Here is a 14,586-nt window from a genome sequence, read left to right on the forward strand (position 1 = left end):
CGATTATTGCACGGCCGCATGGATGGCTTTCAAACCCGCCAACAGATCACGCGCGCCGTCCAGCGGCAGGCAGCTCGGCCCATCGCACAGCGCTTTGTCCGGCTCACGGTGAAACTCCAGGAAGACGCCATTGGCTCCAACCGCGACGGCGGCCTTGGCGATCACCGCCACGCCGTCCCGGCGGCCGCCCGTCGAGGCGCCGCCGGTGCGCGGATCGGCGCCCGGGAGCTGCACCGCATGGGTGGCGTCGATCGTCACCGGCGCGCCCAGCTTCTTCATCTCAGGGATGCCCAGCATGTCGACGATGAGGTTGTTGTAGCCAAACGAATTGCCACGCTCGCAGAGGATCACCCCGACGTCAGACACTTCCTTGATCTTCATCAGGATGTTCTTGCAGTCCCAGGGCGCCAGGAACTGGCCCTTCTTGACGTGCATCAACCCGCCGGCCGCCTCGACCGCCTTGGCTGTGGCGACGACAAGGTCGGTCTGGCGGCACAGGAACGCAGGGATCTGGACGAGATCGGCTACGGCGGCGACCGGCTCGGCTTGATCGATCTCATGCAGGTCCGTGGCGATCGGCACGTTCAACTGCGCCTTCACCTCGGCCAGGATCTTTAGGCCCTCCTTCAGGCCCGGTCCCCGGAAGCTCTTGACCGAAGAGCGGTTGGCCTTGTCGAAGCTGGCCTTGAACACGTACGGCAGCCCGAGCTCGGCCGTCACCGCCTTGAGGTGGCGCGCGGCGTCCAGCGTCTGCTCCAGATCCTCGATGACGTTCAGGCCGGCGATCACGACCATCGGTTGGCCGTCGCCGATGGAGAGATTCCAGCGATTGAGCGTGAGTACGGTCATGACATTCCCGAGCTTTTGGCCGTTGGCGTCGCAGCGCCGTAGCGGCCTAAGTGGCGCGCGTCCGCCCGCTTCACAAGCGCGAAAACGCCTCGGCATGCATCCGTCCAGCTAGCGGAACCGTAGGTCGAGGGTTGGAGTTGATTCGTCGCAATCTCAAATGCAGTGTTAGCTTGTGGAAAATCGAGGGTTGCGGCCATGAGCTTGGCGCATGAACCATCGCTGGCGGCTCTGGCCGCCTCCCCCCGGGCCTTTCATAGGCTCCCGGAACTTGCGGGCGCCCCGGCGGCGTTCCGCTTCGCCGCGCGACTGCTCGCGCTGAACTGGCGGGCGGGCGAACTGATCTTCGTCACTCCCGCCGGGCGTGAGCTGCGGATCAAGGGCGCCGAGCCCGGGTTCGACGCCAAGATCATCATTCATGATTTCCGGTTCATGCGCCGCGTGCTGGCCTCCGGCGATATTGGGTTCGCCGAGGGCTACATGGCCGGCGAGTGGGAGACGCCCGATCTTTCCGCGGTGCTCTGCGCCATGAGCCTGAACTTCGATCGACTGGTTAGGCTGATGGTGGGCAACCCAGTCGCTCGCGCCGTCAACTTTGTGGGCCACCGGCTGAACGCTAATACGCGCAAGGGATCGCGCAAGAACATCCACGCCCACTACGACCTCGGCAACGCGTTCTACTCGCGTTGGCTTGATACGACGATGACCTACTCTTCAGCCCGGTATGAACAGCCTGGGCAACCTCTTGATCAAGCCCAGACGAACAAGTACCGCGCCCTGGCCCAAGGCATGGGCTTAGCCTCAGGCCATAGCGTCTTGGAGATCGGTTGCGGCTGGGGTGGTTTCGCCGAATTCGCGGCCAAGGAGGTCGGCGCGACCGTCACCGGGATCACCATATCCAAGGAGCAGTTCGACTTCGCTCGTAAGCGCATGTTCGACCAGGGCCTCGCGGAACGGGCCGATATCCGGATGATCGACTATCGCGACGTCCAGGGCAGCTTCGACCGCGTGGCTTCGATCGAGATGTTCGAAGCTGTGGGCGAGCGCTACTGGCCGGCTTATTTCAACAAGATTCGGGACGTCCTGGCGCCTGGCGGGCGCGCCGGCCTTCAGATCATCACCATTCGCGACGAATTCTTCGAAGGCTACCGACGCCGGGCCGACTTCATCCAGAAGTACATCTTCCCTGGCGGCATGCTCCCCTCGGAAGAGCGTCTGAAACCCATCACTGATCAGGTGGGCCTGCACTGGACCGGCATCAGCAGGTTTGGCGAGGATTACGCCGACACCCTGGCCGAGTGGGGCCGGCGCTTCGAGGGCGCCTGGGGTGAGATATCCCAGCTCGGCTTCGATGAGCGCTTCCGCAAACTCTGGCGGTTTTATCTCAGCTATTGCGAGGCCGGCTTCCGCACCGGCCGAACCAATGTGGTGCAGCTAAGCCTCGCCAAGGGTTGATCGCCTCTGTTCTTGAGCCGCTGCGCCACTTAAGTAGACGGCCATGACCGTTGCTATGAGCGTCCTGGACGCAATCGGAAACACGCCCCTGATCCGCCTTCGCCGTGCAAGCGAGGCCACAGGCTGTGAAATTCTCGGCAAGGCCGAGTTCATGAACCCGGGCCAGTCCGTCAAGGACCGCGCGGCGCTCTACATCATACGCGACGCCGAAAAACGCGGGTTGCTGCGCCCCGGCGGGCGGATCGTCGAAGGCACCGCCGGCAACACTGGAATTGGCCTGGCCATGGTCGCTGCGGCCTCGGGCTATCGCACGACTATCGTCATCCCGCGCACTCAGAGCCAGGAGAAGAAGGACGCGATCCGCCTGCTCGGCGCCGAACTGGTCGAGGTCGATGCGGTCCCCTACTCCAACCCCGACAACTACGTCCGCTATTCCGGGCGTCTCGCCGAAGAGCTGAACGCCAAGGAGCCGGCCGGCGCTGTCTGGGCCAACCAATTCGACAACGTCGCCAACCGCCAGGCCCACGTGGAAACCACAGGCCCCGAAATCTGGGAACAGACCAACGGCAAGGTGGACGGCTTCATCTCCGCGGTCGGATCCGGCGGCACCCTGGCCGGCGTCGCCGAGGCGCTCCGCGCCCGCAAGTCGGACATCAAGATCGGCCTGGCCGATCCCCACGGCGCCTCGCTCTATTCCTGGTACGCGAACGGTGAGTTGAAATCCGAAGGAACCTCGATCAGCGAGGGCATCGGCCAAGGCCGGATCACCGCCAATCTCGAAGGTTTGAAGGTCGATCACGCCTATCGCATCGACGACGTCGAGATGCTGAACGTCATCTACGAAATGGTCGAGCACGAGGGGCTGGTGATGGGCGGCTCGACAGGCATCAATGTGGCCGGAGCCATCCGGATGGCCAAGGACCTGGGTCCGGGGCACACCATAGTCACCGTCCTCTGCGACCAAGGCTCGCGCTATCAGAGCAAGATTTTCAATCCCGAGTTCCTGAAGGAACGCGGCTTCCCAGTTCCGAAGTGGCTTTAAGCATGGATCCCGTCGTCTCGACCGCCTGGCTGGCCGACCGCCTGCGGGCGCCTGACATCCGGGTGGTCGATGGGACCTGGTTCATGCCGGCCGAGGGCCGCTCTGGGCATGAAGAGTATCTCCAAGTCCATATTCCGGGCGCGGTCTTCTTCGACATCGACGCCATCGCCGACCGAGCAAGCGACCTGCCGCATATGCTCCCCACGCCCGAAGCGTTCGCGCGGGCCGCTGGCGCGCTGGGCCTGCCGCGTGAGGCCGACATCGTGGTCTACGACACCCATGGGATCCGCTCGGCCGCTCGTGTCTGGTGGACCCTGCGGGTGATGGGATACCCGAAGGTCCACGTGCTCGACGGCGGGCTGAAGAAGTGGCTGGCCGAACGTCGGCCGGTCGAGCCCGGCGAAATTTTCCCGCGCGCGGTTGAGCTTCCGCCGATGTTCGACGCCGCCCTGGTTCGCGACGCCGACGAGGTCCGCGCTCTGCTGAGTTCAGGCGAAGCTCGCATTATCGACGCCCGCGCGGCCAGCCGGTTCACCGGAGAAGCTCCCGAGCCGCGCGCCGGCCTGCGATCGGGCCACATGCCCGGCGCCGCCAATGTTCCATGGGAAGGCGTGATCGCTGAAGACGGCACGTTGAAGTCCGCGCGCGACCTCAAGGCGGTCTTCAAGACCGCTGGCGTCAATCTCGCCAAGCCGGTCGTCACCAGCTGCGGATCGGGCGTCACCGCTTCAGTGCTGGCCCTGGCCCTCGCCCGGATCGGCCTCAACCGCGTCGCCGTCTATGACGGCTCTTGGACAGAATGGGGCGGCTTGCCCGACACTCCCGTCGTAACCGGCCCTTAGCGGACCGGCGGCGCGTACAGCAGGCCGGGCTCGATAGCGCTCCACAGCGCGTTGTGACCTCGCGCCAGCTTGAGCGCCGAACCGGCCCCCAGATTGCGGTTGAAGACCTCGTCGTAGGCCCCGACCTGGGTGATGACCTGATAGGCCCAGTCCGGCTTCAGCCCCAGCACGCCGCCCAGATTGTCCTGCACGCCGAGCAGACGCCTCACGCGTGGGTCAGTGGTGGCCGTGGCCAGCTGCGACGCCGACTTGGAGTCCACCCCCAGCTCCTCGGCCGCGACGAGCGAAACCACTGTCCAGCGTACGATGTCGGCCCAGGCAGGGTCGTCCTGGCGAACGACCGGCCCCAACGGCTCCTTGGAAATCACCGTCGGCAGGATCACGTGAGCGTTCGGGCTGTTCAGCAGCGACCGCGCCGAGGCCAAGGCGCCCATGTCGGCGGTGAAGGCGTCGCACTCATCGGCCTGGTAGCGCGCGAGCGCTTCGCTGGTGTCCTTCACGACCACGGCCAGATGCTTCAACCCGCGAGCCTGGAAATAATCGGCCAGATTGGTCTCGCTGGCCGTTCCCTTCTGGACGCAGATCCGCGCGCCGTTCAGTTCGTCGGCGCTGGCCAGCCCCAAGGCCTTGGGCGCAAGGAACCCCTGGCCGTCGTAATAGGTGATAGCCGGGAAATCGACGCCCTCGCCGGCGTCTCGCGACAGGGTCAGCGAGGTATTGCGCGAGAGCATGTCGATCTTGCCGGCCCGCAGCGCGGTGAAGCGGTCGGGCGCCGTCACCGGCGTGAACCGCACGGCGTTGGCGTCGCCAAGCGTCGCGGCGGCCACCGCCCGGCAGATATCCACATCGAAGCCGCGCCACGCGCCCCGATCGTCGGCGTAGGCGAAGCCGGCGAGCCCCGGATTGACGCCGCAGGACAACCATCCGCGCGCCTTGATCGCGGCCAAGGTGGGGCTGGGCTTGGGTTTGTAGACACCCGGCGCGGGTTCGGTGACGGGGGCTGGCGCCGGCGGCGGCGGCGCGGGCGCCTCCTTGGGCTTGCTGCAGCCGCTGAGCACCACGACGGCGGCCAGACAAATCCATGGTCCTGGCCGAGAAATACTGCGCCGAGAGATTGGCCGCCCTCCTTGATTGCTAAGCTGCTGAGGCCCTAAGTGACCGTTGATTTTGGCTCCAGTTCGTTCCGGCCCGTCAACCCGCATGTCTCAAGAAACCCGTCTAATCCGCGCCGGCGTTACCTCGGGCGATCTCGTCAAGACGGTTGGTCCGCCGATTCAGCGAGGATCGACGGTCCTGCTGCCCTGCGCCGAGGCGCTCTACGACGATGACGCCTACCTGACCTACGGCCGGGCCGGCCTTGCCGCGCACGACGCTTTGAAGTCGGCCCTGGGTGAAATGGAGGGCGCGTCCGGCGTCAGTCTGTATCCCTCAGGCTTGGCCGCCCTGACCGGCGCCATGCTCGCTGTCCTAAAGGCCGGCGACGAGGTGCTGGTCGTCGACAACATCTACAAGCCGACCCGGCGCTTCTGCGATCAGGTCCTTGCGCGCTATGGCGTCGCTGTCCGTTACTACGATCCCCTGTTGGCGCCGGAAGATCTGGTAGCGTCCGCGACCGCGGCGACGCGCATGATCGTCATGGAATCGCCCGGCTCGCTGACCTTCGAAATGCAGGACCTGGCCGCCATCGCGCGCCTGGCCAAGGCCCGCGGCATCCTCACCCTGGCCGACAATACCTGGGGCGCGGGCTATCTTTTCAAGCCGCTGACGCACGGCGTCGACATCAGTGTCCAGGCCCTGACCAAATATGTCGGCGGTCACTCCGACGTCTTCATGGGCTCGGCCGCCGCCAATGACCGCGCTCTCGTTCGCCAGTTAGAGGACGGGGTCCACAATCTCGGCTGGGCCGTCGCCGCTGAGGACGCCTACCAGATGCTCCGCGGTCTGCGGACCTTGCCAACCCGCCTGCGCCGTCAGGGCGAGGTCGGGCTCAAGATCGCCGCTTGGCTGGCCGAGCAACCCGAGGTGGCCGAAGTCATCCACCCCGCCCTACCCGGATCAGCGGGCCACGAGTTGTGGGCTCGCGACTACAGCGGCGCCTGCGGCCTGTTCGGCTTCGTGTTGAAGCCCGGATCGGAGGCCTGCGCCAACGCCTTCCTGAACGCCCTACAGCTATTTGGTCTCGGCTTCTCCTGGGGGGGCTTCGAGAGCCTGGCGATCCTCTGTGACCCGCAACTCGGCAAGCGCAAGTTCGCGCCCCACTACGCCGGCCCGCTGATGCGCCTGCACATCGGCCTGGAGAACGAGGACGAACTGATCGCCGACCTGCGAGCCGGACTGGACGCCTACGCCCAAGCGATCGCCTAGGGCTTCGCCATCCGGCTCATGAACAGCGCCGCCCGCTTGGTCTGACGATCCAAACTCTTCAACTCCATCGTCTCGCCGGGCGCGTGCGCTCCTTGGCCGGCGGCTCCGAACCCGATCAGGCCCGGCACGATGTCCCCGACGAAGCCGATATCGCCGGCCCCGCGCTTCAGAGGATCGAGTTCCGGCATGGCTTCCAGACCCAGGTCACGATTCACTTCGTTCAGCGTCACCAGCAGCTTGCGCGAAGCCTCACTGGGCGCCATCGCCGGATAGCCGTCCTCGAACGCGATGCTAGCCTCGGCCCCCGCCAGCGGTTGGGCGACCACGGCCCGCATCTTGGCCCGGATGCTCTCGGTCTGGGCGTTAGAGAGCGTCCGTAGGTCGCCCCGAGCAATGGCTTCGGCCGGAATGATGTTGGTCTTGCCGCTCGCCACGGCACCGGTGTCGGTCGCATTGGCCGACGCGCTCACACCGGAGGCCATGTAGCCGACATTGAAGGTCGCATTGACCTCGCGGGCCTCGCGGCGAAATCCGTCGACGATCCGCGCCAGTTCGTAGGCCGCGCCGTATCCAACGCTCTCATTGAAGATACCTGAGGAGTGTCCCGACTTCGCGGTCACCTTCAAGGTCCAGTCGGTGGCCGATCGCCGCGCGATCGAGGCCATATCCTTGCCGTTCTCCTGAGCGAGCCCTTCGAACTCCAGGGCCAGATCGCTGGCCTTGGCGGCCTTGATCAGCTCAGCTCGCGACACCGAAAGCGGCCGTCCGGCCCGCTCCTCGTCGCCGGTCAGCACGATGGTGATATCAGCGTCCTTCAGCGTTCCCGCCGCCTTCATGGCGCGCAGCGCCGCGACCATGATCACCAGGCCGCCCTTCATATCGTTGACCCCCGGCCCTTCGGCGATGTCGCCGCGCCGCACATATTTCTGGAACGGGCTGGACGGCTCGAACACCGTATCCAGATGGCCGATCAGCAGCATCTTCCGGCCCTTACCGGAGCCCATGTGTGTCGCCACAATGTGGCCGGCCCGTCCGACGTCCGTCATCGGAACCCACCGAACCTCGAAGCCCAGCTCGCGCAGCTCGGCCTGCATCAGGCGCCCCACCTCTTCGACGCCGGGCGTGTTCAAAGTGCCGCTGTTGATGTTCACCAGGGTCTCCAGCAGCGTCAGGGACCGGGCCTCCTCGCGGCCCGCCACCGTGACCAGCTTCTGTTCCTGGGTGCTCAGCCCCGCGGCCATCGCCGGCGTCGCACTGGCCAACACCAAGGCGGTGAACGCCGCGCGCTCAACTTGAAACCGATCATGAAGCTTCCCCGAACCTGACTCGAACGCCGAGCGACCATCGCCATCCTCGGGATCGAACTCAAGCCTCGCCTTAGGAACCCGCCCCGCCCGGCGATCATTGCCCTTCTCTCGACCGCTAGAGGAGCGAAGCACATGACCCCGCCCCAAACCGAAGCAGAGTTCGCGAGGGAAGCCGAGCGGACCGCTCAGGCCGAACGCCACATCCAGTCGAAGATCGACGCCAAGGAACAGCGCTCGTTCAAGAAGGAGGATGGCGAGCAGCCGGCGATGCAGGCCGGCGCCCGGGAGTATCCCGCTCCACCCTTCCCCGAGCAGCACCAGCAGAAGCCGGGTCTCGAGGCCGCGCTGGACCCACAGCCACTGTATGACGCGCCGTTCTACAAGGGTTCGGAAAAGCTGAAGGACAAGGTGGCCCTGATCACCGGCGCCGACTCGGGCATCGGCCGCGCCGTGGCGGTGCTCTTCGCCCGGGAAGGCGCTGACATCATCATCGCCCATCTTGATGAAGAACGCGACGCCCAGGACACCAAGGCCGCCGTCGAGTTGGAGGGCCGCCGAGCCATCGTGCTGAAAGGCGACGTCGCCGATCCCGCCTTTGCCGAGGTTGCGGTCCAGAAGACCCTGGAAGCTTTCGGCAAGCTGGACGTACTGGTGAACAACGCCGCCTTCCAGGAACACGTGCCAGCGTTCGAGGACCTCACCGCCGAGCACTTCGATCGGACCTTGAAAACCAACCTCTACGGCTATTTCTACCTGGCCAAAGCCGCCGTCCCGCACATGAAGCCAGGGTCCGCCATCCTGATGACCGGATCGATCACCGGGATCGATGGCAGCAAGGACTTGCTGGACTATTCGATGACCAAGGGCGGCATCCATGCCTTCACCCGCGCCTTGGCCGGCCACCTGATCCCCAAGGGGATCCGGGTCAACGCCGTCGCGCCCGGGCCTGTCTGGACCCCGCTGAACCCGGCCGACAAGCAGGCCCCCGACGTCAGCCAATTCGGCGCACAGGCAAAGATGAAGCGCCCGGCCCAGCCCGAAGAGATCGCACCAGCCTACGTCTTCCTCGCCTCGCCCCACTGCTCCAGCTACATCACCGGCGAAATCTTGCCGATCATTGGCGGTTATTGAGGGATTGGCGCGCCCAGCAGGACTCGAACCTGCAACCGTCCGCTTAGAAGGCGGATGCTCTATCCGGTTGAGCTATGGGCGCGTTTCAGCGGTCGTTGCGGGATAAGGCGGTGCGGCGCTCGGCGCAAGAGACCACGCTCTATCGGCCCCGCGGCGTCTCCGGCGCGACTCTAACTCAGCGGACTGAGGCGACGAACTAGTGCGTCCAGGGTTGCTTGCGGCCGAAGGCGAAGTTGTCGGCATAGGCCTTGATGATCCGCTTGGCCGGCTTCGGATCCGAAATCTGGAAGGCGATGCCGTGGGCCTGGGCGTAGGCGACCGCTTCGTCTTTGGTCTCGAAGGCCAGGCGGATCTGCCCGTCCATGTCGTTGGTCAGGGTCCAGCCCATCAGCGGGTCCGAACGACGCGCCGAGGCAGGCTCGAATTCCAGCACCCAGTCCTTGGTCTTAGCCTTGCCCGACTGCATGGCGTTCTTGGCTGGACGATAGATGCGCGCGAGCATGCGGACCCTCAAACAATTCTGACCGGCGTTGGTCGGGGCGAGAGGATTCGAACCTCCGACCCTCTGGTCCCAAACCAGATGCGCTACCAGGCTGCGCTACACCCCGAAAAACGCCGGCGAGGGGCTCCGATATAAGGCTTTGGCGTTTATCGCAAACGAACAAACGCGCTCGGAGCAATTAGGCGCGTTTATGCATCAGTTTGAAGACCCCCGTGGCCCGCACGACGTCCACGCCGCGAACATGAGCGCGGGCCTCCACGAAGGCCACGTCCTTGGTGACCCGGGTGATCTTGCCCTCGCCCATCACCCAGTCGCCGACCCGCCCCATGTGCAGAAAGTCGATGGACAGGTGGATGGTGACCGCGGTCTGCCGGGTGGCGCGAAAAACCGTCGCGCCCATCAGGCCGTCAAGGAACGCGCTCAGCATGCCCCCATGCACCAGTCCCAGGCCGTTGGCGTGGCGCGGCAGGGCGTAGAAGGCCTGTTCGGTTAGTTCGCCCATCTCGGCCCGGTGGAAATATGGGCCGTTGTGGCCGGAGAACGCGCCCCGGCCGGTCGATTCAACGAATCCCTCGGGCGGCGGCGGCACGACGTCGCGATCAATCACGCTTGAACATCCGATGCTCGATACGGTCGCCGGGCATCAGGCCGATTTCAGCCGAACGCCCGCCGGCCAGTTCCAGAACTCCCAGCGTCGCCCCGCCGGAGGGGATCGGCGCTTCCGACAACGGCGTCGCATTCCGGGCGATCGACAGCACCGTGCCGTCAGCCTGGATGTAGATGATGTCGAGCGGGATAAGCGTGTTGCGCATCCAGAACGCCACCTCGCGAGGCGTCTTGAAGTCGAACAGCATGCCGCGGTCCGGCGCGAGCGACTTGCGGAACATCAAGCCCCGCTCGCGCTCGGCGTCATTGTCGGCGATCTCGACAAAGAAACGAGTCCTGCCCGACGGCGTCACCGTCTCCAATGCCTCGAATCCGGCGGGAGCCTCCCCCACCGCTCCGATCGGCGCCTTGGCCGGCGCGCTAGCGGCCGCCGCAGGCGTCTGAGACGCCGCGGGCGCTGGTTGAGCAGATGGCCGCTCGCTACAGGCCGCAAGCAGCGCAAGCGCGCCCACGGTCGCGATCAAGCCGCGCAGCGGCACCGTCAGGCTGGACACCGGAGAACTCCGAGTTGCTAGGTCTTAAGCCAGACCTACAGACTCGATCTCAGCCACGACAAGCCCTTTCGGACCTTCAGCGAACCGCACCATGACGTCGTCGCCAGGTTGCAGGTCCTCAATGCCGGATCGTCGCAAGGTTTCGATGTGGACGAAGATGTCGCCGGTCTCACCGTCACGGACTACGAAACCGTAGCCCTTGGCGCGGTTGAACCACTTCACCTTGGCCCGTTCGAGCGGCCCTCGGGCGGTTAGCGGCCTTCGAGGCTGCCGAGCCTGGAACCCGCCATTGTCATAGCTGTCGCGTTCTCGACGAAAGCCGCCTTGCCCCTCGTCATGTCGTCGGCGATCCGACGGCGCAGGAGCCGACGTCTCGTCGACCTCCACGACCTCGGCCACCTGCCAGCCCTTCGGGCGGCGGATCACGTCACAGACGATCACAGCGCCTTCCAGCGCGCTCTCGCGCCCAGAGTTCCTAAGACTGGTGACGTGAAGCAATACGTCCTTGAGCCCCGTTTGATGGGGGTCGTCAGGTACGATAAAGCCATATCCTTTGCCGGCGTCGAACCACTTCACGCGCCCGCTGATCCTCACTGACTCTTCGTGCGGATCCATTCCCTCGAATTCGTAACCAGACATATGCCCCTCTGGCCTGGTCCCCCTGATCCTTCCGGACCTAGCCAGCGATAACACTGTTCTTGTTGGGCTACTGCCGTCAATGGGGCAATTTCCAACCAGTGCGCGCACTGATCGAAATTGCTCTCGTTTACGTCGTGTTGGGGGGGCTCGCGCTGGTAGTCCCTAGGGGAGTCGAACCCCTCTCTCCAGGTTGAAAACCTGGCGTCCTAACCGATAGACGAAGGGACCGCGTGCGCGAGAGGCGTGTCTATATTGTCGATTCCGCAGGGTGGCAAGCGCCTTGCTGAACCTTTTTAAAAAGTCCGGCCACAGCCTGTGAGCGGTGCTCAAACGCGCGCTTTTTCCTGGTTTTGCCACCGCCTAGGCCATCGAAAGACTGAGGGAAAAGTCTCGGTAGGGACGAAAGCGCCGGAATCGGCCCGGCAAGATCCCGCAGCCGGTAAAGTCCCATGTCGTCAAATTCAACCGCGCAGATCGCCGTAGACTGGCCGGCCAAATGATCTCAACCGACTCGGCGTGGATCGGCGACGTCTTCAATCTCGAGTTCGACGCTCTCGCGCCCCTGCCAATCGTCCGGCTTCAACCGGCCCGCCACGTGGATCGCGCCGCCTTCATTCAGCAGCCGCCGGCCCATCTCGGTGTCCTCTGCCCGCCAGGCGACAGCCTTCAGCCGTCCGCCCGAGCCATCCGTCAGTGTCACGCGGACATGGCCCCCGCGTAGCGCCATCGGGCGCTCTACCCGCACATTGGCGGCGGCGAACATCGGCTCGGGATTGCCGGGACCGAACGGAGCCAGCGCCTGAAACGACTGGTAGAGGCCTCTGTCGGCTCCGCCCGTGGTGATCAGAGCATCGATGTCGAGACCGTCCTGCTCGGCGGCGGCCTGGGCTTCGTCGGCCAGGCGCTCGTTCAGGAAGGCCCTTAGTTCGGGGATCGTATCGGGACGCACCGAGAGGCCAGCGGCCATGGCGTGTCCACCTCCCGCCAGCAGCAACCCCTCGTCATAGGCCGCCTGGACTGCGCGCCCCAGGTTCACCCCGGTTTGGGAACGCCCCGAGCCTTTGCCGATATTGGCCGCGCGATCGACGCCTATGACCAGCGCTGGCTTGCGATAGCGTTCCTTCAAGCGGCTGGCGACGATCCCGATGACCCCAGGATGCCATCCGTCAGCAGCGACCATAGTCAGCGCCGCCTCGTCCTGGTTGCTCTCACGCTCGACGATGCGGATCGCTTCTTCCAGAATCTCGCGCTCGACCTCTTTGCGGGAGGCGTTGAGTCCGTCCAGTTCGGCGGCCAGCATGGCGGCCTCCTCAGGATCGTCAGTCGACAGCAGCCGGGCGCCGAGGTCGGAACGTCCGATCCGTCCACCGGCGTTGATTCGGGGGCCTAGAATAAAGCCGGCGTGGAACACGCTGGCCGGACCAGATCCCTTGGCGACGTCTAGCAGAGCCTTCAGGCCGGGATTGCGCCAGGCCGACATGACCTTCAGGCCTTGTGTCGTCAGCGCCCGATTGAAACCGACAAGCTGAGTGACGTCGCAGATGGCGCCCATGGCCGCCAGGTCCAGCCATTGGCGCAGATCGGGCTCTGGGCGATCCTGGAACAGACCACGTCCCCTCGCCTCGCGATTGAGCGCGGCCATCAGGACGAACGCGACGCCCGCCGCGGCTAGAACCCCCTGCCCCGAGCCACAGCCCGGGCGGTTCGGATTCACCAGGGCGGCGACCTCTGGAATTTCATCTCGCATCAAATGGTGGTCGATCACCACCACCTCGAGACCGATCTCCTTGGCGCAGGCCAGGGCCTCGTAGGCCGCCGCGCCGCAGTCGACCGTGACCACCAATTCGACACCCGACTCGCGGATACGGCTGAACGCGGCCGGCGACGGGCCATAGCCCTCGGTCAGGCGATCGGGCACATAGATGGGCAATTCCTTGCCCTGGGTGCGAAACCACCGGACCAGTTGCGCGGCGCTGGAGGCGCCATCCACGTCATAGTCGGCGAAGACCGTCATCGGGCGGTCGGCGACCAAGGCGTCGATAAGAATCTTGGCGGCCAGATCCATGTCTACGAAACTCGACGGATCGGGAAACAGCGCCTTGAGGGTTGGGTTGAGGTAGTCGGCGCCGTCATCAGCGCTGACGCCGCGTGAGGCCAAGGCCCGCGCCAGCGGTTCGCTCAGGCCGAGGCCGAGCTGGTGGCGGCGAACTACCTCGGCGTCCGCCGGTCGTTCGCGCCACAGCCGCCCGCTCAAGGAGCGGCTGACGCCTAGATATCCCAAGGAGGCGGTTCCATCGGCCATTGGCCTAGCCTAGCCGGAGTCGGAACCGCCACGAAGGATAGCTTAGACGGGACGCTTCATCCGCACTTCGCGCACGGTGCGGGTCGCCGAGTTCATCACCAAGGTGTGGGTATGAACAAAGCCGTCTTCATACTGCACACCGTCCAACAGAGCGCCGTTGGTGACGCCGGTCGCCGCGAAGATCGCGTCGGCCCGCACCATCTCGTGCAGATCGTACTTCTTGTCGAAGTCGGTGATGCCGACGCGGGCCGCGCGGGCCTTTTCGTCGGCGTTGCGGAACACCAGGCGGCCCTGGAACTGACCGCCGACGCACTTGAGCGCGGCGCAAGCCAGCACGCCCTCGGGCGCTCCGCCCTGCCCGACATAGAGATCCACGCCGGTCGACGGGTCGGCGGTGTTCATCACCCCGGCGACGTCGCCGTCGGTGATCAGATAGACGCGCGCGCCCACCGAACGAACGCTGGCGATCAGGTCCGCGTGACGCGGACGGTCCAGAATGCAGACCGTGATTTCCGAGGCGTCGACGTCCTTGGCCTCGGCCAGCGCCTTGACGTTCTCGGCCGGCGACTTGTCGAGGTCGATCACACCGGCCGGATAGCCCGGCCCGCAGGCGATCTTGTCCATATAGGTGTCGGGCGCATTCAGCATGGTGCCCTTAGGCGCCCAAGCCATCACGGCTAGGGCGTTGGCCATGGCCTTTGCCGTCAGGGTCGTGCCTTCCAGCGGGTCGAGCGCGATGTCGATCGCCGGACCTTTGCCGCTGCCGACCTTCTCGCCGATGTAGAGCATCGGCGCTTCGTCGCGCTCGCCCTCGCCGATGACGATCTCGCCATCACTGTCGAGATCGATGAGCGCCGTGCGCATCGCGTCGACGGCGGCTTGGTCAGCCTCCTTCTCGTCGCCACGTCCAACCAACTTCCAAGCAGCGATCGCGGCGATCTCTGTCACCCGGACCGCGTCCAGAACCAGCCCGCGATCCAGATTTTCCGAACTCAT

Annotated in this window: 14 protein-coding genes and 3 tRNA genes; 5 read left to right on the top strand and 12 right to left on the bottom strand. The window is 65.2% G+C overall.

From position 1 onward, the window contains the following. Positions 1-3: 3 nt before the first annotated feature. The gene (gene kdsA, locus Q8M13_RS11430) at positions 4-849 is read right to left on the bottom strand and encodes a 3-deoxy-8-phosphooctulonate synthase (RefSeq protein ID WP_305300074.1); all 846 of its coding nucleotides are present in this window, start codon (positions 847-849) and stop codon (positions 4-6) included. A 195-nt stretch (positions 850-1,044) separates the two neighbouring features. On the opposite strand from kdsA, the gene Q8M13_RS11435 reads away from it, so the two are divergent. The 3 genes from Q8M13_RS11435 to sseA are packed head-to-tail and all read left to right on the top strand — an operon-like array spanning position 1,045 to position 4,185. Beyond that, positions 1,045-2,301, top strand: a complete 1,257-nt coding sequence (locus Q8M13_RS11435; protein ID WP_305300075.1) for a cyclopropane-fatty-acyl-phospholipid synthase family protein — start codon at positions 1,045-1,047, stop codon at positions 2,299-2,301. A gap of 43 nt (positions 2,302-2,344) precedes the next feature. Next, a complete protein-coding gene (locus tag Q8M13_RS11440) occupies positions 2,345-3,343 on the top strand; it encodes a cysteine synthase A (RefSeq protein WP_305300076.1) in 999 nt (332 codons plus the stop codon). Positions 3,344-3,345: 2 nt separating this feature from the next. After that, entirely contained in the window at positions 3,346-4,185 is an 840-nt protein-coding gene (gene sseA / locus Q8M13_RS11445; RefSeq protein WP_305300077.1) for a 3-mercaptopyruvate sulfurtransferase, read from the top strand. On the opposite strand, the gene Q8M13_RS11450 is transcribed toward sseA, so the two are convergent. Then, positions 4,182-5,246, bottom strand: a complete 1,065-nt coding sequence (locus Q8M13_RS11450) for an amino acid ABC transporter substrate-binding protein (protein ID WP_305300078.1) — start codon at positions 5,244-5,246, stop codon at positions 4,182-4,184. The two genes, sseA and Q8M13_RS11450, sit on opposite strands and share 4 nt — an antisense overlap. Before the next feature lie 139 nt (positions 5,247-5,385). Here Q8M13_RS11450 and metC point away from each other — a divergent pair, with 139 nt between their 5' ends. After that, positions 5,386-6,549, top strand: coding sequence for a cystathionine beta-lyase (metC, locus tag Q8M13_RS11455; RefSeq protein ID WP_305300079.1), 1,164 nt, complete (start codon positions 5,386-5,388; stop codon positions 6,547-6,549). Here the strand turns inward: metC and Q8M13_RS11460 are convergent. Further along, complete coding sequence (locus Q8M13_RS11460) at positions 6,546-7,988, bottom strand: M20/M25/M40 family metallo-hydrolase (protein WP_305300080.1); 1,443 nt, start codon at positions 7,986-7,988, stop codon at positions 6,546-6,548. The two genes, metC and Q8M13_RS11460, sit on opposite strands and share 4 nt — an antisense overlap. On the opposite strand from Q8M13_RS11460, the gene Q8M13_RS11465 reads away from it, so the two are divergent. Further along, on the top strand, positions 7,989-8,987 hold the full coding sequence (locus tag Q8M13_RS11465) for an SDR family oxidoreductase (RefSeq protein ID WP_305300081.1): 999 nt from the start codon (positions 7,989-7,991) through the stop codon (positions 8,985-8,987). Positions 8,988-8,992: 5 nt separating this feature from the next. Here Q8M13_RS11465 and Q8M13_RS11470 read toward each other — a convergent pair. The 9 genes from Q8M13_RS11470 to glpX all read right to left on the bottom strand — a co-directional run bounded on the left by Q8M13_RS11470 (position 8,993) and on the right by glpX (position 14,586). Then, positions 8,993-9,069, bottom strand: a tRNA-Arg gene (locus tag Q8M13_RS11470). Positions 9,070-9,183: 114 nt separating this feature from the next. Further along, positions 9,184-9,489, bottom strand: coding sequence for an ETC complex I subunit (locus Q8M13_RS11475; RefSeq protein WP_305300082.1), 306 nt, complete (start codon positions 9,487-9,489; stop codon positions 9,184-9,186). Positions 9,490-9,518: 29 nt separating this feature from the next. After that, positions 9,519-9,595: transfer RNA gene (locus tag Q8M13_RS11480), tRNA-Pro, on the bottom strand. A gap of 72 nt (positions 9,596-9,667) precedes the next feature. Continuing rightward, positions 9,668-10,096 (bottom strand): PaaI family thioesterase, encoded by a 429-nt coding sequence (locus Q8M13_RS11485; RefSeq protein ID WP_305300083.1) that lies wholly within the window; start codon positions 10,094-10,096, stop codon positions 9,668-9,670. Then, positions 10,089-10,649 carry a DUF192 domain-containing protein gene (locus Q8M13_RS11490; RefSeq protein ID WP_370870034.1) on the bottom strand — a complete coding sequence of 187 codons (561 nt, stop codon included), beginning with the start codon at positions 10,647-10,649 and terminating at the stop codon, positions 10,089-10,091. The genes Q8M13_RS11485 and Q8M13_RS11490 overlap by 8 nt, the downstream gene beginning before the upstream one ends. A gap of 24 nt (positions 10,650-10,673) precedes the next feature. Beyond that, a complete protein-coding gene (locus tag Q8M13_RS11495; RefSeq protein ID WP_305300084.1) occupies positions 10,674-11,288 on the bottom strand; it encodes a cold-shock protein in 615 nt (204 codons plus the stop codon). 153 nt (positions 11,289-11,441) lie between these two features. Beyond that, positions 11,442-11,516 (bottom strand) — tRNA-Glu (locus Q8M13_RS11500). A gap of 274 nt (positions 11,517-11,790) precedes the next feature. Beyond that, entirely contained in the window at positions 11,791-13,590 is a 1,800-nt protein-coding gene (recJ, locus tag Q8M13_RS11505) for a single-stranded-DNA-specific exonuclease RecJ (RefSeq protein ID WP_305300085.1), read from the bottom strand. A 42-nt stretch (positions 13,591-13,632) separates the two neighbouring features. Continuing rightward, positions 13,633-14,586 carry a class II fructose-bisphosphatase gene (gene glpX, locus Q8M13_RS11510; protein ID WP_305300086.1) on the bottom strand — a complete coding sequence of 318 codons (954 nt, stop codon included), beginning with the start codon at positions 14,584-14,586 and terminating at the stop codon, positions 13,633-13,635.

Origin of the sequence: Phenylobacterium sp., assembly GCF_030681155.1 — a bacterium.
GTDB lineage: Bacteria > Pseudomonadota > Alphaproteobacteria > Caulobacterales > Caulobacteraceae > Phenylobacterium.